This is a genomic window from Nonomuraea solani (assembly GCF_900108335.1).
Taxonomy (GTDB): Bacteria; Actinomycetota; Actinomycetes; order Streptosporangiales; family Streptosporangiaceae; genus Nonomuraea; species Nonomuraea solani.
This window is the reverse complement of the sequence record NZ_FNVT01000006.1, coordinates 178,489-204,852: the sequence shown is the minus strand read 5'-3', so window position 1 is coordinate 204,852 and position 26,364 is coordinate 178,489. Positions and strand designations below refer to the sequence as shown.

Here is a 26,364-nt window from a genome sequence, read left to right as displayed (position 1 = left end):
TACTCATCCCCTCGTTCCGGGGCCGCCTCAACACTGAGGGAGCCATCGGAACAGGGGAGAGAACGGTGAAACACGCAATCAGCATTTTAGGAGTCGCCGGCGCGGTCGTCTGGGGTGCCCCGGCCATGGGCGCCACAGCGAACGCGCCGGGCTGCAACGCGGCGGCCGCGTACTACGACGTGGTCCCGACGAGCGCCAACCGGGTGCAGATCGGCCAGGCGGTGCACTGCCTCATCGACGCCGAGCGCGCCAAGGCCGGGCTCGCCCCGCTCACGCGCAACGGCCCGCTGGACAGCGCGGCGACCTCGCACGCCAATGCCGCCGCGAGCCTCAAATGGTGGCGGCCGGGCGCGAACTCGCACAACAACCCGCAGACCGGCTCAACGCCGGGAAGCAGGATCACGGCCGCGGGCTACTGCCCGAACCCGCGCTCGTGGGCCTACGCCGAGACCACGTACACCGGCTGGGGCCCCGGCGCGGGCACGCCGCGCGCCGCCGTGCGCTGGTGGGTGTACGTCAGCACGTTCGGCCACCGGCAGATCGTGCTGAGCCCGACGATGGCCGACGTCGGGATCGGGGCCGCGGCGGGGTCGGCCGACCCGGCCGGGGCGAGCGCGAGAGACGGCGGGACGTACGTGGTCGACTTCGGCCGCTGCCAGCGATGACCCTGCGGGGTGTCGCTACTTCGGGCCGCCGACACCGAGTGACCTGCCGATCAGCTCCGGGTTCTCCGCGACGTCGAGCAGCGCCGTGGCGTAGTCGGCGCGGGTGAGTTGCCAGCCGCCACCGGTCGCGTCGTTCTCGAAGTCGATGTGGGTGCCGCCGGCGGGCGGCTTGTCGTTGAGCATGGTCCCGCGCACGATGCTCCAGTCGAGGTCGCTGGCCTGCAGCATGCCCTCGGCCCTGGACAGGTCGGCGTAGGGAGCGCGGAAGGCGAGCCAGGCCAGCGCGACCACCAGCCGGGGGCGAGTGGCGACGATCGAGCGGCTGCTGGTCATCACCAGCCGCCGCACCCCGGTCTCGGGCATGGCCTCGATCAGGGCGAGCGCGATGCCGCTGCCGCCGACGGCGCAGATCACCGCGTCCTGGCCGGGCAGCGCGGTACGTAGCGCGTCGGCGTCCGTCGCGTCTCCGCGCACCACGTCGCGCAGCCCGGTGACGTCCTTCACGGCCTCGGGTCGGCGGGCGAACGCGGTGATCTCATGGCCTCGCCGGACGCCCTGGGTGAGGACATGCCTGCCGGTACGGCCGGCGGCGCCGATCACGAGAAGCCTCATGGGGCGATCATCTTCATTGCGATATGCATTATGGCATTGTGCCATAATTGCGCTCAGGAAGAGAAGTGCATGACAACGCCCAGGCCGACGACGTGCATGAGCACGACCGCCGCGATCAGCGTCACGAACACGAACTTGGCCGGGCCGTGTTCGAAGTGCTCGCCCTCCTTCAGGGGAGGGAGCTTGGCCTGGCGCTCGGCGATGCGCTCCTCCAGCGGCTTGCGGTGAAACACGGGGCTCTCCAGAAGTTGGCGTGCTAATGATTGGCGTGCTATTAGTTTGTACACCAAGTAATTTAGCAGAGGCCGCCGGAGGTGCGTCCCGATGGAGCCTGTGACAGAGGCGACAGATCTGCTGGCGCTGGACCGGCAGGTGTGCTTCGCCCTCAGCGTCGCCTCGCGCAGCGTGATCGGGCTCTACCGGCCGCTGCTGCAGCCGATGGGCCTCACGCATCCGCAATACCTGGTCATGCTCGCGCTCTGGGAGAACGAACCGCTGTCGGTCAAGGAGCTGGGGGAGCTGCTCCAGCTCGACCCCGGCACCCTGTCGCCGCTGCTCAAGCGGCTCCAGGCGCTGGGCTACCTCAGCCGCGAGCGCAACAGCCAGGACGAGCGGGCGCTGGCCGTGACCCTGACCCCCGCCGGGCGGAAGCTGCGGGCGGAGGCGGAGAAGATCCCGCCGGCCATCGTGGCGCGGCTCGGGATGAGCCTCGAAGAGCTGCAGGAGCTGCACCGGTCGCTGACGCGGGTGATCGCGGCGACGCGGCGCGAGGCGCCCTGAGGGTTCGGACGCCCCCCGCGATGATCACGGGGGGCATCCGGCTCAGGCCAGTTCGATGGCGGCGCCGGGGCATACGGCGGCCGCCTCGCGTACCAGATCGTGCTGGTCGTCGCCCGGCTCGGCCTGGAGCAGGATGACGATGCCGTCCTCATCGCGCTGGTCGAACACCTCCGGCGCGATCAGCACGCACGACCCGGCGCCGCAGCACTTGTCCTCGTCGACGATGACCTTCATGGTGTCTTCCTCTCTCTCGCCAGCGGACTCACCAGTGGACTCACCAGCGGACTCGCCGGCGGACTCACCAGCGGACCGGAACGGTGGCCAGGCCGCCTACGGCGAGCCCCTCCACGCGCTCCAGCTCCGCCACGGGCACGGCCAGCTCCAGCGTCGGGAGCTTGCGGAGCAGCACTTCGAGCACGACCTGCAGCTCGGTACGCGCCAGCGCCTGCCCCAGGCAGGAGTGCGCGCCGGCGCCGAAGGACAGGTGCGTGTTCGGGCTGCGGCTCAGGTCCATCTGGTCGGCGTCCTCGAAGACGCTCTCGTCGCGGTTGGCCGAGGCCATGCTGCACACCACGGTGGTGCCCTTGGGCAGGTGCGTGCCGCTGACCTCGGTCTCCTCGGGCAGGTAGCGCGGCAGGCCGAACCCGGAGTTGGCGTCGAGCCGCAGCGTCTCCTCCACGGCCGTACGGACCAGCTTCGGGTCGGCGAGCAGCTTCTCCCACTGGCCACGGTCGGCCAGCAGCATGCCGACCATCTTGCCGATCATGTTGGCGGTGGTCTCGTGCCCGGCGACCAGCAGCGCCATGCCGGTGACCAGGATCTGGATGTCGGACAGGCCGCCATCCTCGGGGCCGCCGACCGCGATCAGCTCGCTGAGCAGGTCGTCGCCCGGCTGCTCCCGCTTGGCGGCGACGTGCTCGGACATGTACTGGAAGAACTCGGCCTGCGCGGTGTCGATGTCGCTCTTGCTGTAGCGGGTGAGGTTGAGCAGCGTGTCGGACCAGTACGAGAACCGGTCGCGGTCCTCGGCCGGCACACCGAGCATGTCGCAGATGACGTACACCGGCAGCGGGAAGCCCAGGCTCGCCTTGAGGTCGCCGGGCGCGCCGCGCTCGATCATCTCGTCGAGGAGGTCCTCGGCGATCTGCGCCATCCGGGGTCGCAGGGCCGCCATGCGCTTGGCGGTGAACCACTTGCCGACCAGGCGCCGCCAGTGCAGGTGCTCCTCGCCGCTGTCGGGGATGATCGCCGCGAACTCACTGCTGAACACCCCGCCGCCCTCCGCCGACAGCCGGGCCGCGTCGGGGGCGTTGAGCTGACGGGTGAAACGCGGGTCGGCGAGCACCTCCTTGACGTCCTCGTACCGGGTCAGCAGGGTCGCCTGGTCGCCACTGGGCAGTCGCACGTGGGCCACCGGGCACGTGCCGCGCAGCTCCGCCCACTCCTTGGGCGGCTCCAGCGCCGCCTCGCTGGGGATCGGGTAGCGCAGGACCTGCTCGTTCACACTCATGAGGCTTCTCCTTGTGAATGGATGGGTGATCGGCCGTGCGGAGCCGTCACGCGGACGCGACGGCCTGGCCGGCGAGGTGCTCCTGACGCAGCAGGCGGGCCTGCTTGGCCATGTTCCAGCCGAGCACCCCGGTGACCTGGCCGGCCTCGCGGTAGACGGCGGTGAAGCGGTTGCCCTCCGGGTCGCCCTCGGCGACGCTCACCTCGGCCGCCGGCGACGGGAGGCCGTGGGCCTGGAGCTTGACGTCGTACTGGTCGGTCCAGAAATACGGGACCGGCGTGTACGCGCGATCGGCGCCGAGCAGGTTGGCCGCCACCACCTGGGCCTGCTCGGTGGCGTTGGTCCGGTTCTCCAGGCGCAGCCGCCTGCCCAGCCCCTCGTGCTCCCAGCGGGCCACGTCCCCGACGGCGTAGACGCCCTCGGCGGCCCGGCAGCGCGCGTCGCACTCCACCCCGTCGTCCATGGTCAGCCCGCTGCCGGCCAGCCAGCCGGTCGCCGGGCGGGAACCGATGGCCACCACGACCGCGTCGGCGGGCAGCAGCTCACCGGTGACCAGCCGGACGCCCGTGACCCGCCCGCCGTCGCCCACCAGGCCCTCCACCGCGACGCCGAGCCGCAGCCGCACGCCGCGTGCGGTGTGCAGGCGGCCGAGCATCGCGCCGACCACGTCGCCGACCTGGTCGCCCAGCAGGGCGTGGCCCATGCCGGCGAGGGTGACGTCGAGGCCCATGGCGCGGGCGGTGGCGGCGATCTCCGCGCCCAGCACCCCTTCCCCGACGACCACGAGCCGCTTGGCGGCGGTCAGGTGGGCGCGCAGGGCGAGGGCGTCGTCCAGGCCGCGCAGCCCGTGCACGCCCGCCAGCCCGTCCTGGCCGGGCAGACGACGGGGGGTCAGGCCGGTGGCGATGACCACGGCTCCGGCCCGCAGCACTCGGCCGGAGGCGGTGGTGACGGACCGCGTGGCCGCGTCCAGTGCGACGGCGGGTTCGCCCAGCACGAGGTCGGCGCCCAGGGCGTCGAGCTGCGCGCGCTCGCGGAGCTGGGCGCGGGCGGGCTCCCAGTCGCCGGCCAGGATCTGCTTCGACAGCGGCGGCCGGTCGTAGGGGGCATGGAGCTCGGCGCCCAGCATCGTCAGCCGGCCCTGGTATCCGTGCCGCCGCAACGCCTCGGCCGTGCTCAGCCCGGCGGCCGACGCGCCGACGATCAGGATGCTCTCGGGCGGAGTCACCGGGCCTCGCTCCGGCGGGCAAGGGCACGCATGGGCATATGACGTGATCCTTTCGGTCGTCCTTGACTTCAGGTTACCCTACAGGTGTCGGAAATCGTACAAGTGTAGGTTGAAGGTAGGGTTAACGACGTGGCCACGACAAAGAGCGGCAGCGCGCCCGCGGGCGACAGGCGCGTGCGCCGCACTCATTCGGCCCTGGCACGCGCGCTCCTTCAACTCGTCGCGGAACGTGACCTCGCCCGGGTCACCGTCGCCGACGTCGCCGAACGTGCCGAGGTGAGCCGCTCGACCTTCTACGACCACTACCGCGACGTGCACGAACTCGCCGAGGCGGCGTGCACCGCGATGATCGACGCCCTGATCGAGTCGCTGCCCGTGCCAGGGCCGGGGACGGCGGATCCCGGGGAGGAGGCGACCCAGTCGCTCCAGGCGTTCTTCGCCAGCCTCGCCGAGCACGCCGGGCTCTACCGCGCGCTGCTGGGGCCGCAGGGCAGCGCGCGCGTGGCCGACCACATCCGCCGCCGCACCACCGTGGCGATTCACGACCTCATGCGGCAGGCCGTGGCCGGGGGCGAGTTGCCGCAGCGGGGCGGCTCACCGCCGGACGGGCCGCCGGAGGGGCCGCACGACGTCCCGGCCGCGTTCACCGCCGGGGCGCTCATCGGGGTGGCCGCCGACTGGCTGCAACGCGGCTGCCCGCGCACCCCGGCCGAGATGGCCGCTCTGACGTGGCCGTTGTTCGCCTCGCTGCACCGGCTGGACACGTGAAAAGGGGCGGCCACGTCGTGGTGGCCGCCCTGAAACCGCTCACGGCGTCACGAACGTGATCCAAAGAGGGGAGTGGCGTTTTTGTCGCATGGAGCAGGGGGTCAGTGCGTCAGAAATGTCTGGTGGTCGGCCTGTGCCAGCAGGCGGAAGAAGCCGGCCACCCGCAGCGCGGCGCGGGCCGCCAGGCGGAGCGGGGCAGGGTGGTGAGGGGCGTAGGCCAGGGCCCACAGACGGGGTACTCGGTTCACGGCACCCAGCCTGGTCGCCGTCCCACCCATCGGTCCAACACTTCTCTGCGCTGACACCCATCTCTAGATTAGATGGGTGGAAATTCGCCAGGTCCGGCATTTCGTGGCCGTCACCACGCACGGCAGCTTCACCGCGGCGGCGCGGGCCGAGCTGATCGTGCAGTCCGCGCTCAGCTCCTCGATCCGCAAGCTGGAGCGCGAGCTCGGCGCCGAGCTGTTCGAACGGACCGGCCGCCGGCCCCTGCTCAGCCCGGCGGGAGAGGCGTTCCTGCCGGCCGCGCGGGCGCTGCTGGCCGAGGCCGACGCGGCGCGCGAGGCGGTCTCGGCGGTGACCGGCCTGAGCGCCGGGCGGGTGGCCATCGGGACGATCCAGACGCTCACCAGCGTCGATCTGCCCCGCGAGCTGGCCGCCTTCCACCGGGCCTGGCCCGGCGTGCAGATCTCGGTCCGCGACGCCACCACCGAAGACCTGCTCGACGCGCTGCTGGCCCGCGAGCTGGACCTGGCCTACCTCGCCCTGGACGACTCCGGGCTACCCGACGGGCTGACCGGCTTCGCCTCCTGGCAGGAGGAGCTGGTGCTGATGACCGCCCCCGAACACCGGCTGGCCGGAGCGGGGCGCACCCTGCTGTCCGACCTGGTCGCCGAGCCGTTCGTGGACTTCCGGGCGGGCACCGGGCTGGAGACCACCGTGCGGCGGCTGGCCGCCCACTGCGGGCTGAACCGGCAGATCACCTGCGAGGTCACCCAGATCCGGCTGCTGGCCGACCTCGTCCGGGCGGGCATCGGGGTGGCCATCGTGCCCCGGCAGGTCGCCGAGTCGGCGGGGCTGCCCGGCGTACGGATCCGGCAGCCCGACCCGCTCAGGACCGTGGTCCTGGCCGGTCGCGGCCCCGATCTCGCCAACCCGGCCGCGAACGCGCTGCTGAAGCAGCTCACCGCCGTGCGGTGATCACACGGGCACCCCGAGGGCCAGGAGCGCGGTGTCGTCGTCGAGGCCCTCGCCCAAGGTGGTCTGCGACGATCCCGAAGCCTGGGTCGTGATCAGCCAGAGGACGAGAGGTGGTGAGCGCAGCGGTGGAGTCGGACGGTGCCGCGGGGGATCGGGTGGTCACAACGACGAGCGTTCGGTGCCCTCCGGCTGGCTGGAAGGGCCCCAGACGGTAGAGGTCTGGGTCTTCCCGGCCGATGCGCCGGTCAAGGAGGTGGCGAAGGGCGTGAAGAACGCCCCGACCTGTTCCGGTGTCACGCAGTCCTGTGAGGAGAACAGCGGCTCGTGGGCGCTGACACGGGACGAAGTGCGCGAACGGCTGTCCGTCACCTTGGGCCGGATCGTGATCAGCGTCCTGCGGTCGTCCCCTCGGCCGGTGCCCGGGGACGCGGAGTCCCCGGGCACGCTTCGTCAGCGGCGCAGGTCCAGTCGCACCCTGGCGAGCCAGGCCCCCCAGCCGTCCTGCGGCTGGCTGTCCTCGACGCGCAGGTAGAACGTCTGGGCCGTCCCGCGCAGCTCGTTCAGGTCCAGCGTGCGCGGCGACCGGTTGGACAGGTCGCGCACGTTGGCGCTCTCCTGCAGCACCGTCCGCCAGGTCCGGTTGTCGGGCGAGACCCGCACCAGGAACTGGTTGCCGATGTCCAGCGTCAGCGAACCCCCGCTCACCTGCGGCGGGAGCTGGAACCGGTAGGTGGCGTGGCTGTCGCCGTCGGTGAACCGGGCCCGCCCGTCGAAGACCTCGCCGTTGAGCTGGGACCCGTCCTCCTCCAGCAGCCACGGAGCCTCGGCCGCGGTGCCGGGGGTGAACTCCACGGTGTCACCGATCACCGTGATCGCGACCTGCTCGGTGGCTGGACCCTGGCCGGAGGTCGCGGCGAGCCGGACCACGTGGCTGCCGGGACCCGTCGTCGCGGGCACCACCACCTGGAACGACAGCGTCTGGGACGCCCCCGCGGCGATGGGCCCGAAGTCGGCGGCGGCCGGCTGGATCGTCCAGCCCTGCGGCCCGGTCACCGTCAGCCGCCCGGAGGCGGGCCCGGCGGCGTGGTTGGCGACCGTCACCGGGAGCGTCACGGTCTCTCCCGGCCCGGCGAAGGCGCCGGCGGCCTCGATGACCAGCGGAGAGGTGGCCGGCGGCGCGGGGGCGAGCAGTTCGATCTCCGCGAGCGACGTGCCGCCGGTGAACCTGATCCGGTAGTGGTCGTACGCGCCGGGGTTCGCGATCTTGAACGGGCGCGTCTGCAGCCGCCACTGGAACGACTCGCCCGACCGCTCGTCGAGCACCTTCCACGCCTCGCCGTCGGCGGAGCCCTCCAGGACCCAGCCGGCCGGGTCCTCGGACGGCTGGCCGGCGCCCGAGGTGAGCGTGTAGAAGCGGATCTGGCGCTGGTCGGCGAAGGAGTAGCGGACCCACTCGGGGAGTGTCGCCCGGGTGGCCGAGTCGTCGTCGAACAGCGCGTTCACGTTGGCGCCGCCCGCCGCCGACGCCGTGCCGCGCCCCGGTCCCGTGGCGTCGCGCAGCGGCTCGGGCACGCGGTCGTCGCCGGTGATCGACGGCGGTGCGGCGCCCGCGCCGGTGCCCCAGCGCGACGGCCGCGGCCCCATCGTGAACTCCAGCTCGCCGCCCTTGGCGATCAGGTCGTGCGGCAGGTACGTCTTGTCGTATGCCTTCCCGTTGACCTTCACGCCCTGTACGTAGACGTTGAGCGCGCTGTTGCCCGGCGCGCTGACGACCAGCTTCTTGCCGCCCTCCAGGTGCAGGGTCGCCTTCTTGAACAGCGGCGAGCCGATCGCGTAGGACGGGCTGCCCATCTGCAGCGGGTAGAAGCCGAGCGCGCTGAAGACCTGCCAGGCCGACATCTCGCCGTTGTCCTCGTCGCCCGGGTAGCCCTGGCCGATCTCGCTGCCCAGGTAGAGCCGGGAGAGCGCCTCGCGTACCTTCTCCTGGGTCTTCCAGGGCTGACCGGCGTAGTCGTACATGTAGGCGAGGTGGTGCGAGGGCTGGTTGCTGTGGCCGTACTGGCCCATGCGGATGTCGCGGGCCTCGCGCATCTCGTGGATGATCCCGTTGTACGAGCCGGGGAACAGCGCCGTCTCCTGGGTGGCGAAGAACGTGTCCAGCTTGGCCGCCAGCTTGTCCGCGCCGCCGTAGAGGTTGGCCAGGCCGCGGCCGTCCTGCGGCACGTGGAAGGCCATGTTCCAGCCGTTGGTCTCGGTGTAGTCGAAGCCCCACGTGCGCGGGTCGTAGGCGCCCGGCTTGCGGCGGAAGGAGCCGTCGGCGTTCCGGCCCTGGAAGAAGCCCGTGGCCGGGTCGAACATGTGCACGTAGTTGAGTGCCCGGTTCCTGAAGTATTCGTGCTCCTCCAGGTAGCGGGCCCGCTCCGCCCCGGTGGCGCGCTCGGCGAGGGCCTTGGCCATGTTCGCGATGCCGTAGTCGTTGATGTAGCCGTCCATCGCCCACGACATGGCCTCGCCGGTGGACTGGATGCTCGTGTAGCCGAGGAAGACGGAGGTGGGCAGGCCCTTGCGGCCCACGTGGCGGGTGGGCGGGGCGACGGTGGCGTTCTTGACGGCGGCCTCGTACGCCTTCTTGGCGTCGAAGCCGGTCACGCCCTTGAGGTAGGCGTCGGCGAAGGCGACGTCGGAGCTCGTGCCGACCATCAGGTCGGCGTAGCCCGGCGACGACCAGCGGGCGATCCAGCCGCCGTCCTCGTACTGCCGGACGAACCCGTCGACCATCTCGCCCGCCGTCTTCGGCGTGAGCAGCGCGTACGCGGGCCAGGTCGTGCGGTAGGTGTCCCAGAAGCCGTTGTTGACGTACACCTTGCCGTCCGCCACCCGCGCGACCGGCGGCGACGTGGTGCCGGACTGGACGGCGTGCCTGTACACCGGCGCGGCCGCGGTGCCGGTGTTCTCGAAGCCCGAGTTGGGATAGAGGAACAGCCGGTAGAGGTTGGAGTAGAGCGTGGCGAGCTGGTCGTCGCTCGCGCCCTCCACCTCGATGACGCCCAGCTTGGCGTCCCAGGCCCGCTGAGCCCGCTCGCTCACCGTCTCCAGCGTGTCGGTGGCGGCGATCTCCAGCTCCAGGTTCCGCCTGGCCTGCTCCACGCTGATCAGCGAGGACGCGATGCGCATGCTCACCGTACGGCTCGCGCCCGCGTCGAAGGACAGGTAGCCGAGCACGTTGTCGCGGCCCTGCCCGGTCAGCTTGGCGCCGCCGGTGACCGGGCGGTCGAAGACGGCGTAGTAGAACATCCGGGTGGCGCCGGTGGACAGGTCGCTGCGCACGTCGGAGTAGCCGGTGACGGCGCCGCCGGACACGTCGAGGGTGAGGCCGCCGCTGTTGCCGACATTGTCGAAGATCAGCTTGGCCGAGGAGCCGGGGAAGGTGAAGCGGGCCAGGGCGGCGTGGTCGGTCGGCGCGATCTCGGTCTTGAGGCCGTTGTCGAAGGTGACCGCGTACAGGTGCGGCGACGCGACCTCCCGCTCGTGGCGGAACGGCAGCGCCCGCGCGGTACGCGACGGATCCGGCGCCCCCTCGGCCACGGAGGGCATGAACTGGAACGTCTGCCGGTCGCCCATCCACGGGCTGGGCTCGTGGCTGGCGGTGAACGCCTGGATCTCCGGCAGGTTGGCGGCGTTGTTGGCCCGGTGGTACTCGTAGAGCCAGCTGATCGAGCCGGCGTTGGTCATCGGGGTCCAGAAGTTGAACCCGTGCGGCACCGCGGTGGCCGGGAAGTTGTTCCCGCGCGAGAATCCGCCGGTGGAGTTCGTGCCCCGGGTGGTGCTCACGTACTGGGAGGGCCCGGCCTGCCGGCCCCGCGCGAGGCCCGCGTCGTACGGCTGCCGCTTCCGCGCCGAGACGATCTTGATGTCGTCCACCCACCCGCGGAACCCGGCCGGACCGGCGGGGCTGTCGTAGGCCACCAGGATGCGCTCGATGCGCTTGCCCTGGGCCACCTCGCCGATCAGGGAGCGCTTGTAGTTCCACTGGTCGGCGTAGAGGGTCTTGGACGCGCCCTGCTGCCGTGGCGCGACGCGCACCCCGTGCTGGTCGACGGCCTTCAGGTCGCTGAGGTAGGTGCCGTCCTCGAACAGCAGGTCCACGGAGACGTACGTGCTGGGATAGCGCAGGTCGGCCGCGGTGAACTCGGGAAAGACCAGGTACGAAAGCTCCGTCGTGGCGGTGACCGGGATGTCCACCTCGAACACCTTGTTGGTGGAGTGGCCGCCGGTCTGCGCGGTGGTGCCGCCCGCGTACTGGAAGGCGTGCGTCCCGGAGAAGCCGGCCCGCGGCTTGGCGACGAATCCGCCACTTGGGCCTGTGCCGACCTGGCTGCGCATGTCGCTGGGCGGCCGGGGGCCGGTCCGGCCGTCCGACAGCTCCCACTCCGCGAGCTGCAGCGTCGAACCGCTGCCGACCCGGGTGACGTTCAGCCGGTAGTGGGCGTAGGCGGTCGTGTTGGTGAACCGGTATTCCTTGCGCAGCAGGCGGCTCGCGAACGTCTCGCCGGTGCGGGTGTCCAGGGTGGTCCAGCTCTGGCCGTCCTGCGAACCCTGGAGCTGCCAGTCGCGCGGGTCGCGCTCGGGGGCGTCGTTGGCGGAGGTCAGCGCGTAGTGCACGACCGCGACCGGTTCGGACAGCGCGTACTGGGCCCAGCCGGTGCCGGTGAACACCAGCCACTTCGTGTTGACGTCACTGTCGGCCAGGTTCTCCTTCACCTCGCCGCCGGCCGTGTACTCGCCGCTGGCGGTGACCCGGGTGACCTTGTCCGAGACGCCGCCCTCGATGCCGCCGGGCAGGCTGCCGGTGACGTTGGCGGCCTTCTTGACGCCGCGGGCGTTGGTCTCGGTGGTGTTGACCCAGGTCGGCGGCGGGTCGCCCGGCTCGAACGAGGTGGCGAAGGCCGCTCCCTCGCTCTGGGCCAGCACCTGCCCGTCCCGCGCCGCCCGCCGCACCTCGTCGGCCGAGGCGGCCGGTTCGGTGGTGCGCGGATCGGGGGGCGGGCTGTAGGAGGTGGTGGGGGCCGGGGTGCCCGAAGGGCCCGGATTGGGGATGGGATCCAAATTCGCCTCGAAGGTCAGTGCGGCGGCCGCGGGTGCGGCGATGATCAGTGCGACGACAGGGGATAAGAGCGCGGTCAGGAGGGAGCGTCGGTGAGAGTGCTTCATCGGGGGGACCTCTCAGCGTGCCACGGGGGTGCTTGACAACGTTGTCAACTGCCGATCTGTAAAGGAAGTTTTCAAAACAGGAGGGCCGTGTCAAGGGCAACGGGAAAGGCGCCGGCCCGGGGCCGGCGCCTTCGATCAGGGCGGAGATCAGACGCAGCTCAGCCGGAACCACTCCCACGACTTCGCCACCGTCGCGTCGGAGTGGATGACGTCGGTGACCCTGCCGCCGCCCCCGACGGCGGTGAGGAAGTGGCCCGTGTTCGTCTGGATGGAGTACACGCCGTTGCCCACGTGGTTGAGCCTGAACTTCTCCCAGGCCAGCAGGTTGGTCGCGTCCGAGTGGATCACGTCCGTGACGCGGCCCCCGCCGCCCACGGCCGTGAGGAGGTGCCCGCTGACCGTCCTGATCCCGTAACGGCCGTCCGCCGTGGGAAGGAGCGTGAACTTCTCCCAGGCCAGAGCCTGGACCGCGTCCGTGTGGATGACGTCCGTGACGCGGCCGCCACCGCCGACCGCCGTGACGAAGTGTCCGGTGTTGAAGGTGCGGAAGGTGCAGGTGAGCGCCGCAGTAGCTGTCCCAGCGGCTGTCCCAGTGGCTGTCCCAGTGGCTGTCCCAGTGGCTGTCTCAGTGGCGGCCTGTGAGCCCGCGGCCCTGGCCGTCGCCGTGGCGGGCGTGCTCAGCCCGGCCATCACCACGATCATGGTGATGACGGCGGCGGCCAGGGCCGCGACGTTCCTGATGTTCATACGTTCTCCTCGTGAGGCGGAGTCCGGATCTTCCGGGCTCCTCATCGAGAAGGGCGTTCCACCAGGTTCCGGGCCGTGACAGATCAGGTCGCCAGCCGGTGCAACCGGTCGTTGATCTTGTAGTAGAGGTTGCCGAACCGGTCCGCCGTGAGCCCTTCCACGCCGGGCTCGGTCAGCAGCACGGTCACCGCCTTCGCCGACTTGCTGATCTTGAAGATCTGGTCGCCCGCCGTGCCGTACACGTGGGCGGGGTCCCTGGCCACCGTGAGCAGCACGCCGTCCCGCCAGGCCGACCCCTGCCGGGCGGCATAGTCCGGGTCGGCGAACAGCCGCTTCGCCGCCATCGTCTCGCTGGGGCGGGCCGGGTCGAACGTGAGCAGCGACCCGCCCGCCAGCCCCCACACCTGGCCGTCCACCTCGGTCAGCACGGTGACGGCCTTGGGGGCGGTGAGCGGGAGCGGGTACGGGAGCACGTCGCCGGTGACCGGGTCATAGGAGAAGATCACGGCCGACGCGCCAGGGGCGTAGACCGGGTTGACGCCGAGCGCCCCGCGCGTGGAGGTGCCGCCGTACACCTTGCCGCCCGCGCCCGGCTCCAGGTCCCAGATGAAGGAGTAGCCGCCCTCCGCCCGGCCGAGGCCGGTCACCGTCGTCTGGCCCGGCACGTACCGGTAGAGGATGGAGTTGGGATAGGTGCCGAGGTAGATCCGGCCGTCGGTGGCGGTGGCCGCGGCCCAGCCGCCGACCGTGGGCGTGGTCGCGCTGTCCGGGAGGGTGAGCCTCCTGGTCACCTTCTCCGTGGCCAGGTCGATCACGGCGAGTTGCGGGTTGGTGTCGTTCGTGCCGGTGTAGAGGGCGTAGGCGCTGGTGGCGTCGAAGGTGGTGGCGTTCGGGACGCTGCTCTCGATCTGGATGCCGAGGTCGGTGGCGCCCTTGCCGATCATCACCTCGTCCCAGTACGCGGTGCCCACGTTGGCGGTGCCGGAGTAGATGAGCGCGGAGACCGTCGTCGTGCCGGCGGGCGCCACGCCGGTGGTGGTGACCTCGTTCCAGCGCCGGCCGGTGACCGAGGTGTACGCGCTGCCCAGGAGCTGTCCCGACGATCCGCGGAAGCGCAGGTAGAGGTCGGCGGTGCCGCTGTCGGCCCACACCCGGGCGTAGGCGGCGTACCGGGTGCCCGCCGTGGCGGGCAGGCCGGGCAGGCTCTCCCGTCCGTAGGCGGCGCCGGTCCCGGTGTCGCTCACCCGGGCGGTCGTGCGGCCCTCCCAGGTCACGGCGGTGACGCCGCCCGGGCTGTGCGAGCCGCTCCAGCCGGTGAGGCCGTCGTCGAAGTCGCCGTTGGGCAGGCGCAGATCGGCGGCGTGTGCCGGGGCGGCCGCCATGGTCATGGCCATGACCATGACCACCGGAAGGGCGAGTCTTAACATGCCGTTCCTCTCACTCGGAATATCGGTCTTGACCGTAATCCGAGGGCGAGGGTGCGTCAATGATCCTGATCGTCGGGTGCCCACTAGTCAGCTAACGTACTAGTACGTACATTAGAGACATTGTCTGAAGAGGAGCACTGATGGCGTCGTTCCTGACCGGGCTGATCGGCTCGGGCATCGGTCCCTCGCTCAGCCCGCCGCTGCACGAGCGGGAAGCCGCCTGCCACGGGCTGCACTACGTCTACCGGCTGCTCGACACCGACCGGCTCGGCTCCGACGTGGGCGAGCTGGTGCGGACGGCCCGCCGGTTCGGCTACGACGGGCTCAACATCACCCACCCCTGCAAACAGGCCGTCATCCCGCATCTGGACGAGCTGTCGGACGACGCCCGCATGCTGGGCGCGGTCAACACGGTGGTCTTCGACGGCGAGCGGGCCATCGGCCACAACACCGACTGGACGGGCTTCGCCGAGTCGTTCGCGCGCGGCCTGCCGGATGCCCCCACGCGGCGGGTCGTGCAACTCGGCGCGGGCGGAGCGGGGGCGGCGGTCGCGCACGCGCTGCTCACCCTGGGCGCCGATCACGTCACCGTCGTGGACGCCGACCCCGCCCGCGCCACGGAGCTGGCCGCCCAGCTCGCCGGCCGTTACGGCGCGGAACGCGCCCGGCCCGCCGCCCAGGACGACCTGCCCGGGCTGCTCGCCGGGGCCGACGGCCTGGTGCACGCCACGCCCACCGGCATGGCCCACCACCCGGGGCTGCCGCTGCCCGCCTCCCTGCTGCGCCCCGGGCTGTGGGTGGCCGACATCGTGTACCGGCCGCTGGAGACCGAGCTGCTGAAACAGGCGCGGGCCCTGGGCTGCCGGACGCTCGACGGCAGCGGGATGGTGGTCTTCCAGGCCGCCCACGCCTTCCGGCTCTTCACGGGCCGTACCCCCGACGCCGAGCGGATGCTCGCCCACCTGACAGACCTGGTCAACGCCTGAGGAGAAGCCATGCGCAAGTCGATCGCGACCGTGTCGGTGAGCGGCACGCTGACCGAGAAGCTGGCCGCCATCGCGGCGGCCGGGTTCGACGGCGTGGAGATCTTCGAGAACGACCTGCTCGTCTGCCCGCTGCCGCCGGAGGACATCCGCGCGATGGCCGCCGACCTGGGTCTCACCATCGACCTGTACCAGCCGTTCCGCGACTTCGAGGCCCTGCCCCCGCCGATGCTGGCGGCCGGTCTGGAGCGGGCGGAGCACAAGTTCCGGCTGATGGAGCGGCTCGGCGCTGACCTGCTGCTGGTCTGCTCGAACGTCTCACCGCTGGCGGTGGGCGACGACGCGCTGGCCGCCGCCCACTTGCGGCTGCTGGCCGAGCGGGCCGCCGAGCACGGCGTCAGGATCGCGTACGAGGCGCTGGCGTGGGGCCGGCACGTCAACGAGTATCTGCACGCCTGGCGGCTCGTCCAGATGGCGGACCACCCGAACCTGGGCACCTGCCTGGACAGCTTCCACATCCTGTCGCGCGGCTCCGACCCCATCGGCATCGAGGCGATCCCCGGCGAGAAGATCTTCTTCCTCCAGCTCTCCGACGCGCCGCTGCTGGCCATGGACGTGCTCCAGTGGAGCCGCCACCACCGCTGCTTCCCGGGCCAGGGCAACTTCGACGTCGCCGGGCTGGTCCGGCACGCGCTGAACGCCGGCTACGCGGGGCCGCTCTCGTTGGAGATCTTCAACGACCACTTCCGCCAGGCCGGCACCGGGCGGATCGCCACGGACGGGATGCGCTCCCTCGTCGCCGTGGAGCGGGAGCTGGCCGGCGCGGCGCATCCCTGCGTGCCGACCGGCTTCGCCTTCACCGAGCTGGCCGCCACCGGCGAACTGCGCGAGGTGCTGGGCGCGCTGGGCTTCGCGCGGACCGGCTCGCATCCCAGCAAACCGGTCGAGCTGTGGTGGCAGGGCGGGGCGCGGCTGCTGCTGAACGACACCGGGGGCGACGCCGCGCTGATCGCCATCGGCCTCGACAGCCCGGACCCCGGCGGGGCGGTCAAGCACGCCGAGTCGCTGCTGTCGCCGGTCCTGCCGCGCGAGCGCGCGCCGGAGGAGGTGCCGCTGGACGCCGTCGCCGCCCCGGACGGCACCGAGATCTTCTTCTGCGACACCGCCTGGCTCGGCGACTTCGGCCCCGGCGCGCCCGTCCCCGGGCAGATCACCGGCGTCGACCACGTCGCGCTCACCCAGCCGCCGCACTACTTCGACGAGGCCGCGCTGTTCTACCGCAGTGTGCTGGGCCTGCGCCCGCAGGAGAGCCTGGAGCTGCCCGACCCGTACGGACTGCTGCGCAGCAAGGCGATGTCCACGGGCTCCGGGGTCCGCATGGTGCTCAACATCGCCCAGGTCGGCGCCGGCCAGACGCCGTGGCAGCACGTCGCCCTGGCCTGCACGGACCTGCTCGCGATCGCCCGCGAGCTGCGCGCCGCGCATCCGGAGCTGCTGCTGCCCATCCCCGGCAACTACTACGACGACCTGGAGGCCCGCCACGAGGTGAGCCCGGAGCTGCGGGAGCTGGGCGTCCTGTACGACCGCGACGAGCACGGCGAGTTCCTGCACCTGTACACGGTCACGGTCGGCCGGGTGTTCTTCGAGCTCGTCCAGCGGGTGGGCGGCTACCAGGGGTATGGTGCCGGAAATGCCCCGATCCGGCTCGCCGTCCAGCACGCGGGCCAGCCTATGATGGGCGGATGACCTCGCAGCCCGCCACCTCCGAACGTCAGCGGGACGCCGACCGCACGAAGGCGGAGATCCTTGAGGTGGCGCAGAGCGAGTTCGCCAGGCACGGTTACGCCGGGGCCAGGGTCGACGAGATCGCCGAGCGCATGCGCACCACCAAGCGCATGATCTACTACTACTTCGGCAGCAAGGAGCGGCTCTACATCGCCGTCCTGGAGAAGGCCTACGCCGAGGTGCGCGAGGTCGAGCGCACGGTCGACGTGGAGCACCTGGCGCCGGTGGCCGCGATCAGGACGCTGGCCGAGCTGACGTTCGACCACCACGACGCGCACCGCGACTTCATCCAGCTCGTCTCGATCGAGAACATCCACCAGGCCGAGCACATCCGCAAGTCGGAGGCCCTGGCCAACCTGGGCACGCCGGTGCTCGACCTCATCTCCAGGATCCTCGACGCCGGGCAGGTCTCGGGCGACTTCGTCACCGAGGCCGACGCCATCGACGTGCACATGATGATCAGCGCGTTCTGCTTCTTCCGGGTGGCCAACCAGCACACGTTCGGAGCCCTGTTCGGCCGCGACATGACCGCGCCCGAGCACCGGGCCCGGCTGCGGCGGATGGTGGGCGAGATGGTCGTGGGCTATCTCTGTGGCAACGCCGAGCAGCGATAACGCGGGGCTCCAGTAACGCGGGGCTGCAGTAACTTCGTAGTGTTCGGTGGGTAACCGATCGGCAACACCCTTGTAATGTACGAACCAGTGAGTTAGTTTTCTGCCATCGCGCCACTCCCTCTGTCTGGCCTGAGGAGCATTCTGTGACGGTGCAGGGAAAACCACGAAAAGCAGCCATGGCGGCCTGGATCGGCAGCGCCCTGGAGTACTACGACTTCTTCATCTACGGCACCGCCGCCGCGCTGGTCTTCGGCAAGATCTTCTTCCCCACGTCCGCTCCTGAGACGAGCACGCTGCTCGCCCTGGCCACCTTCGGCGTCGGCTACCTGGCCAGGCCCGTCGGCGCGCTGGTCCTCGGGCACATCGGCGACCGGTTCGGCCGCAAGAAGGTGCTGGTCTCGACCCTGGTGATGATGGGCGTCTCGACGTTCCTCGTCGGCTGCCTGCCCACCTACGACGAGGTCGGGATGCTCGCGCCCGTCCTGCTCGTGCTGCTCCGGCTCCTCCAGGGCTTCTCCGTCTCGGGGGAGCAGGCGGGCGCCAACTCCATGACGCTGGAGCACGCCCCGGCCGGGCGGCGCGCGTACTACACCAGCTTCACCCTCAACGGCACCCAGGCCGGCCAGATCATCGCCACCGCGATCTTCCTGCCCATCGCCGCGCTGCCCGAGGAGCAACTGCTGAGCTGGGGCTGGCGGGTGCCGTTCTGGCTGAGCGTGGTGGTGGCCGCGGTCGGGCTCGTCATCCGCCGCACGCTGGAGGAGACCCCCGCCTTCGAGCAGGAGGTCGCCACCAACACCGTCGCGAAGATGCCCCTCGCGGTGCTCTTCCGCGAGCACTGGCAGGACGTGCTGCGCGTGGTCGTGGCCGCGGTGATCGCCTCGGTGAGCACGATCTTCACCGTGCACGCCCTGTCCTACGCCGTGAACACCATGGGCCTCGAACGCGGCCCCATGCTGTGGGTGGGCGTCCTGGCCAACGTCGCCGCCGTGATCACCATCCCGATGTGGGGCACGCTGTCGGACCGGATCGGCCGCAAGCCGGTCTTCATCGGCGGCTCGCTGGGCTGCGCGGTGCTGATGTTCGCCTACCTCTGGTCGATCTCGATCGGCAGCTACGCCCTGATCTTCGTGCTGGGCATCCTGATGTTCGGCGTCGTCCACAGTGCGACCAGCGGCGTGTGGCCGTCGTTCTACGGCGAGATGTTCACCACCCGGGTGCGCCTGTCCGGCATGGCCGTCGGCACCCAGATCGGCTTCGCCATCGCCGGGTTCGCGCCCACGGTGGCCACCGCCGTGGCCGGCACCGGCCAGGGGAGCTGGTTCGGCGTCGCGCTCATCACGGCGCTGCTGTGCCTGGTCAACGTGGCCGCGGTGGCGACCGCCAGGGAGACCTACCGGGTCCCGACCGAAGAGCTCGGGCTCAGGCCGATGGTGAAGGCGTGAGCGACTTCCGGGTGTACGCCATCCGCTACGCCCGCAGGGACGCCCTCCGGGGCGAGCACTTCCACGGCCACGACGCGACCGGCACGGAGCCGCACCCCACGTCGTACTACGTCTGGCTGGCCGTCTCCGACCGGCACACCGTCCTCATCGACACCGGCATCAGCCGCTCGCGCGCCGAGACGGTCGCCGGGCTGGACTACCTGGCCTCGCCCGCCGAGAGGCTGGCGGAGCTGGGCGTGCCCGCCGAGTCGGTCGGCCACGTGGTCCTGACCCACCTGCACTACGACCACACCGGCACGGCGCACGAGTTCACCGGCGCCCGCTACGTGCTCCAGCGGGCCGAGCTCGACTACTGGACGGGCCCGTGGGCGAGCCGCATCACCAGGGAACGCTGGCTGCTCAACGACGACGACCTCGCCCGGCTCCAGGAGGCCGGCAAGGACGGCCGCGTGACGCTCGTGGACGGCGACGCCGAGGTCGTGCCCGGCCTGAGCGTGCACCTGGTCGGCGGCCACACCGCCGGCATGCAGGTGGTGCGCGTCCGCACCGCCCGCGGCCACGTCGTCCTGGCCTCCGACGCCAGCCACTTCTACGAGAACCTGGAGGACGACCGGCCCTTCCCCATCCTGCACAGCATGACCGGCATGTACGCCGCCTTCGACCGCGTCAAGGAACTGGCCGACGGCCCGCACCTCGTGGTCGCCGGCCACGACCCCGAGGTGCTCGACCGCTTCCCGCTGCTGCGCCCGGACATCGCCGTGATCGCTACCGGGGAGTGACCTCGATCTTGCCGGTCGGCCGCGGGCTGTGGCTGTCGTTGAAGAAGTACTCGCCCGGCTTGGTGAAGGTGTACTGGAACGACTCGCCCGGCTTGAGCCGGATGTCGAAGAGGCCCTCGAAGAACTGGGTGGCCCCGTGCACGTTGACGTTGTCGGCCGGGTTGACGAAGGTGACCGTGGTCCCGGCGGGCACGCGCAGGTGCGTCGGGGCCATGGCGTTCACGGCGGTCGACTCGACGGTGCCGACCTGGCCGTTGTCGTAGGTGCGGGCGAGGACGACGGTGTTGTTCACGGCGCTGCCGTCCACCGGGCCGCCGGAGACCGGCCGGCGGATCACCGGCGGGGGCGGGGTGGCGGCGGGCGGGACGGTGCCGCCGACCTTGAAGGCCCACAGGTGGTCGCCGCGCTGCGCGGAGTTGCCGTACGGGATGCTGGTGCCGCCCGCGTAGACCGCGATGTACTGCTCGCCGTCGATCTCGTAGGAGATCGGGCTGCTGCTGACGGCGGCGCCGGTCTGCCAGCGCCACAGCTCGCGGCCGTCGCGGGCGTCCAGGCAGAGCAGGTTGCCGTCGGGCCGGCCGATGAACAGCAGGTCGGCGGCCGTGGTGAGGATGCCGTTGCCATGGGCCAGCGAGTACGGCATGTTCTTCTTCCAGCGCACCCGGTTGGTGCCGGGGTCCACGGCCACGACGCCGCCGGTCATGTACTCGCCGGGCGGTCGCAGCCCGTTGGCCGGCTCGGTCAGGGAGTGGGCGGCGGCGACGTAGCCGAAACCGGTGTAGACCAGGCGGGTGCTGTGGCTGAAGGACTGGTGGTTCCAGTCGGCGCCGCCGCCGTGGCCGGGGATGGTGAGGATCGGCTCGTCCCAGTGCGGCGTGAACAGCGGGCCGATCGGGTAGTTCGGCACCGCCCGGTGCGGGGCGCCGGGGATCTCGGTGCCGAGCGGCTGACGCACCGGCATCAGCTCGGTCCAGCCGCCCTGGCGCGGGAAGGGCTGCGTGGGCCAGGTCTTCTGGCGGGGCTCCTGCGGCACGGGCCGCTCGTCGATGCCCAGCGGGGCCGAGCCGTCGGCGCGGTCGAGGATGTAGTACATGCCGGTCTTGCTGCCGTACACGACGAGCTTGCGCATCCGGCCGTGGACGCGGGCGTCGACCAGGACCGGCGCCATGACGTTGTCCATGTCCCAGATGTCGTGGTGGATGGACTGGAAGTGCCAGCGGTAGGCGCCGGTCTTGAGGTCCATGGCCACGATCGAGTTGGCGAACAGGTTCTGGCCGCCGCGCTGGGAGCCGTCCTGGGACGAGCGGGCGCCCCTGGCGTTGCCGAACGTCCAGTAGACCAGGCGCAGCTCGGGGTCGATGGCGCAGTGCATCCACGGGGTGGCGCCGCCGGTCTGCCAGGAGTCGCCCTCCCACGTGTCGTTGCCGAACTCGCCGGGCCCTGGCGTGCCCCAGAAGTGCCAGACCAGGTCGCCGGTCTCGGCGTCGAACGCGAGCGCGGCGCCGCGCGGCCCGTCGTTGGTGCCGCAGTAGAGCATGCCGTCGTGGTAGGTGACCGCGACCTTCTCCAGGTTGCCGTAGCCGTTGTGCTGCCGCTCCCAGAGCACCTGTCCCGTGCGCTGGTCGAGGGCGATCAGCCAGTTGTCGTTGGCGCAGGTGAAGACCTTGCCCGCGCCGATCGCCACCCCGCGCCGGGTGACCGCGCCGCGCGTCTGCGCGTATTTCCAGATCGTGGCCCCGGTACGCCCGTCCACCGCGACGACGTTGCCCAGCGCCGACTCGATGTAGAGCACACCGTCCACCGCCACGGCGGTGCTCTGGCTGTTGCCCGCCATCAGCCCGCCCTCGATGTTGTTCACCCAGGCGGCGCGCAGGCGCCTGACGTTGCCCCGGTGCAGGCCGCTCAGCCGGCTGTAGCTCTGGTTGGCCAGATTGCCGCCGACCTTGGGAAAATCCCGGGACGAGGCGGCGGCCGCCGGCCGGGCCGACGCCGGCACGACGGCGGCGGCGACGGCCCCCGCGAGTAACGCTCTACGACGAACCATCATCAACCTTTCCTTGGGTGGTGCTCTCACAGACCGAGGTAGATCCGCCGGACCTGGGGGTCGTCGCGCAGCTCGGCCGAGGTGCCGGTGGCGGCGATCTCGCCGTTCTCCATCACCAGGCACGTGGTGGTGACGTCGAAGGTGAGCTTGGCGTTCTGCTCGACCAGCAGGATGCTCAGCCCGTCGGTGTTGAGCCGCTTGAGCACGCCCGCGATCTCCGCCACGAGGATCGGCGACAGGCCCATCGAGGGCTCGTCCAGCAGCATCACCTTCGGCCGGCACATCAGCGCCCGGCCGACGGCCAGCATTTGCTGCTGACCGCCGGACAGGGCCCCGGCCAGCCGGTGACGCATCTCCTTCAGGACGGGGAACAGCTCGTAGACCTCGTCGATGGGCGTGCGCTTCCAGCTCGTGACGTAGGCGCCGAGCAGCAGGTTCTTCTCCACGGTGAGCCCGGGGAAGACGTGCCGGCCCTCCGGCACGTAGCCGATGCCGTGCCGGACCAGGGTGTGCGCGGGGGCGCGCAGGAGGTCGTGCGTGCCGAAGCGGATGGATGTGGCCTGGCGCGGCGCCAGCCCCATGACCGCCTTGAGCGTGGAGGACTTGCCCGCGCCGTTGGCGCCGATGATGCCCAGCGACTGGCCCGGCTCCACGGTGAAGGACACGCCGTGGGCGGCCCGTACCCCGCCGTAGTGCACCGACAGGTCCTCGACGGTGAGGGTCGTCATCGGGTCGCCTCCTCGACGGCGGTCTCGGTGGGTGCGGCCATGGAGTCGCCGAGATACGCCTGGACGACCGCCGGGGCGACGGCGACCTCGGCGGGCGTGCCGTCCGCGATCACCTTGCCGCCCGCCAGAACCGTGATCCGCTCGCACAGGGACATGACCAGGCCCATGTTGTGCTCGATCACGACGACGGTCACGCCGGAGTCCCTGATGGAGCGGACGATCTCGGCGAGCTGGCGCACCTCCTCGCCGTTCAGTCCGGCCGCGGGCTCGTCCAGCAGGAGCAGCGACGGGGACATGGCCATCGCCCGGGCCATCTCGATGCGGCGCTGGATCCCGTACGGCAGCTCGCGCGGCACCGCGCCGGCGAAGCCGGTGAGCCCGAACCTGGCGATGATCTCGTCGGCCCGCGCCCCGAGGGCCCGCTCGTAGCCGAACACCTTCCAGGGCAGCGCGAGGTAGCGCCAGATCCACGCGGTCCGGGTGCGGTCGAGACCGATCAGGATGTTCTCGCGCACGTTCAGGTCGTCGAACAGGCGCAGGTTCTGGAACGTGCGCGCGACACCCGCCTGCGACAGCCGGTACGGCCGCGCCCCCGTCACGTCCCGCCCGCGCAGGCGCACCTTGCCCGCGCTCGGCACGTAGAAGCCGCTGATGACGTTGAACAGGGTCGTCTTGCCCGAGCCGTTGGGCCCGACGATGCCCCGGATCTGGCCGGCCGGCACGCCGAGCGAGACGTCGTCCAGCGCGACCAGGCCCTTGAACCGCATCGTCACCCCGGCGATCTCCAGCACGTCCTCCTCGGAGGCCGCGGGCTCGGCCTGGTCGAAGGGCTCGAAGGGGCCGAGCCGCAGCCGCTCCCCGGGACGGTGCCGCCGCAGCAGGCGCCTGAGCTGGTGGGGCAGCCCCGCCAGCCCCGTGGGCGCGAAGACCACCACGAGCACGACCACGACGCCGTAGCCGAGCTGGGCGTAGGCCGACACGTCCAGCAGCGCCTCCCGGACCGCGGCCAGCGCCAGCGCGCCGATGACGCAGCCCAGGATGCTCGCCCGGCCGCCGATGATCACCATGGCGAGCAGGAGGAACATGTTGGCGATGTTGAACGACTCGGGTGCCACGAAGCGGATGAGCCCGGCGTACAGCACGCCGGCCAGGCCGCCGTACAGGCCGGAGAGCACGAACGCGGTCATCCGCAGCAGCGGGATCTCCGCGCCGAGCGCGCCGGCGGCCAGGTCGTCGTCGCGCATCGCGCGCAGCCGGCGCCCCAGCGGCGAGTGGGTGACGAACAGCGCGAACGCCAGCGCCAGCGCGAACACGACCAGCTCGACGTAGTAGAACAGGTACGCGCTGGACAGCTCCAGCCCGAACAGCACCGGCACCGGAATGTCGCTGATGCCCTCGGCCCGGCCCGCCACGGTGGCGTTGGTGACCCAGTTGGTGAAGGCCAGCGCCAGGCCGAGCGTGACGATGCCCAGATAGTGCGACTGCATGCGCAGCGCGGGGATGCCGACCAGCACCCCGAACACGGCGGCGACCACCAGCGCCAGCGCCGCCGCCGACCAGAAGCCGAAGCCGGCCCGCGTGCACAGGATCGCCACCGTGTAGGCGCCGACGCCGAAGAACGCGACCTGCGCCAGGTTGATCTGCCCGGCCACGCCCATGGTCAGGCCCAGGCCGATGGCCAGGATCGCGAAGATGAGGGCGACGGCGACGACGTGCATGGAGTAGCCGCCCAGCCCGTACGGCAGCAGCCAGGCCGCCACCGCGGCGGGAACGAGGAATGCCAGACGTTTCACGCTCGGTTCACCGTTGCCTCTCCGAAGATGCCGGTGGGCCGGATCATGACCACGAGGGCGAAGACCAGGAACGTGACCAGCTCGGAGTACTCCTGGAAGTTGCCCGCGGCGAAGGCGTCGAGGAGCCCGAAGGCCATGCCGCCCACGATGGCCCCCGGCATGCTGCCGAACCCGCCGAGCATGGCCGCCGCGAAGCCCTTGATGCCGAGGGTGCCGCCCATGGTCGGGTTGACGTACAGCATGGGCCCGATGAGGCTGCCGGCCAGTGCCGCGAGGCCCGCGCCGATGGCGAAGGCCATGGCGTTGCTGCGCCCGACGTGGATGCCGACCGCGGTGGCGGCCTCGTGGTCCATCGCGACGGCCTGCATGGCCGCGCCGCGCTTGGTGCGCTGCAGGAACAGCGCCAGCAGGCCGGTGGCGAGCGCGGCCACGGCGATGACGACCAGGTTGTAGGTGGGGATGCGCACGCCGGCGAGGTCGATCGGCTCGGTGGCGACGGGGGAGGGGACCGCGTGGCCGGTGGCCCCCCAGACGAGCACCGCCCCGGCCTCCAGCACGGCGCCGAAGCCGATCGTGCCGATCAGCATCAGCGTGAAGTCCTTGTTCTCCAGCGGGCGCAGGAAGCGCTCGATCACCAGGCCGATGAGACCGGTGACCGCGATGGCGACGACGATCGCGACCGCGAAGGGGACGTGGGTGGCCATGTAGAAGGTGGACGCGGCGTACGCGCCGATCATCACCACGCTGCCGTGGGCGAAGTTGACCAGGCCCATGGTGCGGTAGACGATCGAGAAGCCCATCGCCACCAGCGCGTACACCGCTCCGAATGTGACCCCGCCGATCAGGGTCTGAAGGAAGACCTGCACGTCAGCCCGCTACCTCCGGGACGACCTTGCCGTCCTTGACCAGGCCGATCTTCGTCTCGTGGATGCCGACGCCGTTGGCGTCGTAGGTGTAGTTCCCGAGGAGTCCCGCGCGCTTGACGCCGCGGATGGCGTCGGCCAGCTTCTGGCCGCCCTCGCCGTTGGTCTGCTTGAGCGCCTCCAGCATGATCGACGCCCCGTCGTACGCCTTCGCCACGTGCATGCGGGCCTCCTCGTTGTAGGCGGCCTTGTACTTCGCGGCGAACGCCTTGATCTCCTCGCTGGCCTCGTTGCTCAGGTAGGGGGAGCTGACGACCGAGCCCTCGGCGTTCTTGAGCCCGGCGGTGCTCGCGTAGACGTCGGTCCCCATGGGCGCGCCGCCGGCGAACAGCGCCTTCAGGCCCAGCTCGCGGGCCTGCTTGGCGATCAGGCCTGACTGGACCTCCTCGGCGCCGATGAACAGCACCTCCGGGTCCTGCTCGCGGATCTTGGCCAGGTTGGCGTTGAAGTCCTTCTGGTCGGGGGTGACGACCTCGTCGGCGAGCGGGGTCAGGCTCCTGGTCTTGAGCGAGGCCAGGAACGCGTCGTGCTCGCCGGACCCGTACGCGCCGTTGTTGCTGATCAGCGCGATCTTCTTGTAGCCCTTGTCGTCGGCCAGGTATTTGGCCAGCGTCTCGTCGAAGGTGACGCTGGTGGGCGCGTTCAGGAACAGGAACGGGCTCTTGAGCTCGGCCAGCTTGGGCGACTGCCCCGAGGTGATGTTCGGGATCTTGGCGTCCTTCAGGATGGGCGCCATGGCCAGCGTGACGGCGCTCTCGGCGGTGCCGAGCATGGCGACGTAGCCCTCCGCCGCGATCTTCCTGGCCACGTTGGTGCCGACCGTGGGGTCGCCCTGGCTGTCGAACAGGTCCAGCTTGATCTGCCGCCCGTTGACGCCGCCGGCCTTGTTGGCCTCGTCGATCGCGAGCTTGACCCCCTTGTGCTCCCACTGGCCGAGCGAGCTGAGCTGGCCGCTCTGGGCGTTGACATTGGCGATCTTGATGGGCCCGGTGGCGGTCGCCTCCTGGCTCTGCTGCTGTCCGGGAGGAGCGCAGGCGGCGAGCGCGAGCAATGCCACGGCCGTGATGGAGATTCTTGCGGAGAACAAGTGAGTCACCTCATTAGGGGGGTGGGTGGAAGTGC

General features: G+C 71.0%; 24 protein-coding genes. 9 read left to right on the top strand and 15 right to left on the bottom strand.

What is annotated here, in order from left to right; all coding sequences use genetic code 11:
- Positions 1–65 precede the first annotated feature (65 nt).
- Positions 66–665, top strand: a complete 600-nt coding sequence (locus C4V41_RS23780; protein WP_200824175.1) for a CAP domain-containing protein — start codon at positions 66–68, stop codon at positions 663–665.
- 15 nt (positions 666–680) lie between these two features.
- Here the strand turns inward: C4V41_RS23780 and C4V41_RS23775 are convergent, their stop codons facing one another.
- A complete protein-coding gene (locus tag C4V41_RS23775; protein ID WP_160150370.1) occupies positions 681–1,277 on the bottom strand; it encodes an NAD(P)-dependent oxidoreductase in 597 nt (198 codons plus the stop codon).
- A 53-nt stretch (positions 1,278–1,330) separates the two neighbouring features.
- Entirely contained in the window at positions 1,331–1,510 is a 180-nt protein-coding gene (locus tag C4V41_RS23770; RefSeq protein WP_103958126.1) for a hypothetical protein, read from the bottom strand.
- Between the two features lie 91 nt (positions 1,511–1,601).
- On the opposite strand from C4V41_RS23770, the gene C4V41_RS23765 reads away from it, so the two are divergent.
- Positions 1,602–2,057 (top strand): MarR family winged helix-turn-helix transcriptional regulator, encoded by a 456-nt coding sequence (locus tag C4V41_RS23765; RefSeq protein WP_103958125.1) that lies wholly within the window; start codon positions 1,602–1,604, stop codon positions 2,055–2,057.
- Positions 2,058–2,099: 42 nt separating this feature from the next.
- Here C4V41_RS23765 and C4V41_RS23760 read toward each other — a convergent pair whose 3' ends face one another.
- From C4V41_RS23760 to C4V41_RS23750, 3 genes are all read right to left on the bottom strand, one after another.
- Complete coding sequence (locus tag C4V41_RS23760; RefSeq protein WP_103958124.1) at positions 2,100–2,291, bottom strand: ferredoxin; 192 nt, start codon at positions 2,289–2,291, stop codon at positions 2,100–2,102.
- Between the two features lie 64 nt (positions 2,292–2,355).
- Complete coding sequence (locus tag C4V41_RS23755) at positions 2,356–3,567, bottom strand: cytochrome P450 (protein ID WP_103958123.1); 1,212 nt, start codon at positions 3,565–3,567, stop codon at positions 2,356–2,358.
- Between the two features lie 46 nt (positions 3,568–3,613).
- Positions 3,614–4,795 (bottom strand): NAD(P)/FAD-dependent oxidoreductase, encoded by a 1,182-nt coding sequence (locus C4V41_RS23750; protein ID WP_103958122.1) that lies wholly within the window; start codon positions 4,793–4,795, stop codon positions 3,614–3,616.
- Positions 4,796–4,924: 129 nt separating this feature from the next.
- Here C4V41_RS23750 and C4V41_RS23745 point away from each other — a divergent pair, with 129 nt between their 5' ends.
- Positions 4,925–5,563, top strand: a complete 639-nt coding sequence (locus C4V41_RS23745; RefSeq protein WP_103958121.1) for a TetR/AcrR family transcriptional regulator — start codon at positions 4,925–4,927, stop codon at positions 5,561–5,563.
- A gap of 101 nt (positions 5,564–5,664) precedes the next feature.
- On the opposite strand, the gene C4V41_RS63135 is transcribed toward C4V41_RS23745, so the two are convergent.
- Positions 5,665–5,811 carry a hypothetical protein gene (locus tag C4V41_RS63135; protein WP_200824174.1) on the bottom strand — a complete coding sequence of 49 codons (147 nt, stop codon included), beginning with the start codon at positions 5,809–5,811 and terminating at the stop codon, positions 5,665–5,667.
- A gap of 76 nt (positions 5,812–5,887) precedes the next feature.
- Between C4V41_RS63135 and C4V41_RS23740 the strand changes: the two genes are divergently transcribed.
- On the top strand, positions 5,888–6,763 hold the full coding sequence (locus C4V41_RS23740; RefSeq protein ID WP_103958120.1) for a LysR family transcriptional regulator: 876 nt from the start codon (positions 5,888–5,890) through the stop codon (positions 6,761–6,763).
- Between the two features lie 159 nt (positions 6,764–6,922).
- On the opposite strand, the gene C4V41_RS23735 is transcribed toward C4V41_RS23740, so the two are convergent.
- From C4V41_RS23735 to C4V41_RS23715, 4 genes are all read right to left on the bottom strand, one after another.
- Entirely contained in the window at positions 6,923–7,207 is a 285-nt protein-coding gene (locus tag C4V41_RS23735; protein WP_103958119.1) for a hypothetical protein, read from the bottom strand.
- 6 nt (positions 7,208–7,213) lie between these two features.
- Entirely contained in the window at positions 7,214–11,974 is a 4,761-nt protein-coding gene (locus C4V41_RS23730) for a GH92 family glycosyl hydrolase (RefSeq protein ID WP_200824173.1), read from the bottom strand.
- Between the two features lie 147 nt (positions 11,975–12,121).
- Complete coding sequence (locus tag C4V41_RS23725) at positions 12,122–12,721, bottom strand: fascin domain-containing protein (RefSeq protein ID WP_200824172.1); 600 nt, start codon at positions 12,719–12,721, stop codon at positions 12,122–12,124.
- An 83-nt stretch (positions 12,722–12,804) separates the two neighbouring features.
- Entirely contained in the window at positions 12,805–14,148 is a 1,344-nt protein-coding gene (locus C4V41_RS23715) for a ligand-binding sensor domain-containing protein (protein WP_146103754.1), read from the bottom strand.
- 140 nt (positions 14,149–14,288) lie between these two features.
- Here C4V41_RS23715 and C4V41_RS23710 point away from each other — a divergent pair, with 140 nt between their 5' ends.
- The 5 genes from C4V41_RS23710 (at position 14,289) to C4V41_RS23690 (ending at position 19,754) form a co-directional block, all read left to right on the top strand.
- Complete coding sequence (locus tag C4V41_RS23710) at positions 14,289–15,134, top strand: shikimate dehydrogenase (protein WP_103958116.1); 846 nt, start codon at positions 14,289–14,291, stop codon at positions 15,132–15,134.
- A gap of 9 nt (positions 15,135–15,143) precedes the next feature.
- A complete protein-coding gene (locus C4V41_RS23705) occupies positions 15,144–16,877 on the top strand; it encodes a bifunctional sugar phosphate isomerase/epimerase/4-hydroxyphenylpyruvate dioxygenase family protein (RefSeq protein WP_103958115.1) in 1,734 nt (577 codons plus the stop codon).
- Positions 16,874–17,530 (top strand): TetR/AcrR family transcriptional regulator, encoded by a 657-nt coding sequence (locus C4V41_RS23700; protein ID WP_103958114.1) that lies wholly within the window; start codon positions 16,874–16,876, stop codon positions 17,528–17,530. Before C4V41_RS23705 ends, C4V41_RS23700 begins: the two co-directional genes overlap by 4 nt.
- A gap of 143 nt (positions 17,531–17,673) precedes the next feature.
- Positions 17,674–18,975 carry an MFS transporter gene (locus C4V41_RS23695; protein ID WP_200824171.1) on the top strand — a complete coding sequence of 434 codons (1,302 nt, stop codon included), beginning with the start codon at positions 17,674–17,676 and terminating at the stop codon, positions 18,973–18,975.
- On the top strand, positions 18,972–19,754 hold the full coding sequence (locus C4V41_RS23690) for an N-acyl homoserine lactonase family protein (RefSeq protein ID WP_103958112.1): 783 nt from the start codon (positions 18,972–18,974) through the stop codon (positions 19,752–19,754). Before C4V41_RS23695 ends, C4V41_RS23690 begins: the two co-directional genes overlap by 4 nt.
- Here the strand turns inward: C4V41_RS23690 and C4V41_RS23685 are convergent.
- From C4V41_RS23685 to C4V41_RS23665, 5 genes are read right to left on the bottom strand one after another with little or no spacing between them, the layout of a single operon-like run.
- Entirely contained in the window at positions 19,741–21,801 is a 2,061-nt protein-coding gene (locus C4V41_RS23685; protein ID WP_103958111.1) for an outer membrane protein assembly factor BamB family protein, read from the bottom strand. The two genes, C4V41_RS23690 and C4V41_RS23685, sit on opposite strands and share 14 nt — an antisense overlap.
- A 23-nt stretch (positions 21,802–21,824) precedes the next feature.
- Positions 21,825–22,526 (bottom strand): ABC transporter ATP-binding protein, encoded by a 702-nt coding sequence (locus C4V41_RS23680; protein ID WP_103958110.1) that lies wholly within the window; start codon positions 22,524–22,526, stop codon positions 21,825–21,827.
- Positions 22,523–24,319, bottom strand: coding sequence for a branched-chain amino acid ABC transporter ATP-binding protein/permease (locus C4V41_RS23675; RefSeq protein ID WP_103958109.1), 1,797 nt, complete (start codon positions 24,317–24,319; stop codon positions 22,523–22,525). Before C4V41_RS23675 ends, C4V41_RS23680 begins: the two co-directional genes overlap by 4 nt.
- Positions 24,316–25,185, bottom strand: coding sequence for a branched-chain amino acid ABC transporter permease (locus C4V41_RS23670; protein WP_103958108.1), 870 nt, complete (start codon positions 25,183–25,185; stop codon positions 24,316–24,318). The genes C4V41_RS23675 and C4V41_RS23670 overlap by 4 nt, the downstream gene beginning before the upstream one ends.
- Position 25,186: 1 nt before the next feature.
- On the bottom strand, positions 25,187–26,329 hold the full coding sequence (locus C4V41_RS23665; RefSeq protein ID WP_160150369.1) for an ABC transporter substrate-binding protein: 1,143 nt from the start codon (positions 26,327–26,329) through the stop codon (positions 25,187–25,189).
- Positions 26,330–26,364 lie beyond the last annotated feature (35 nt).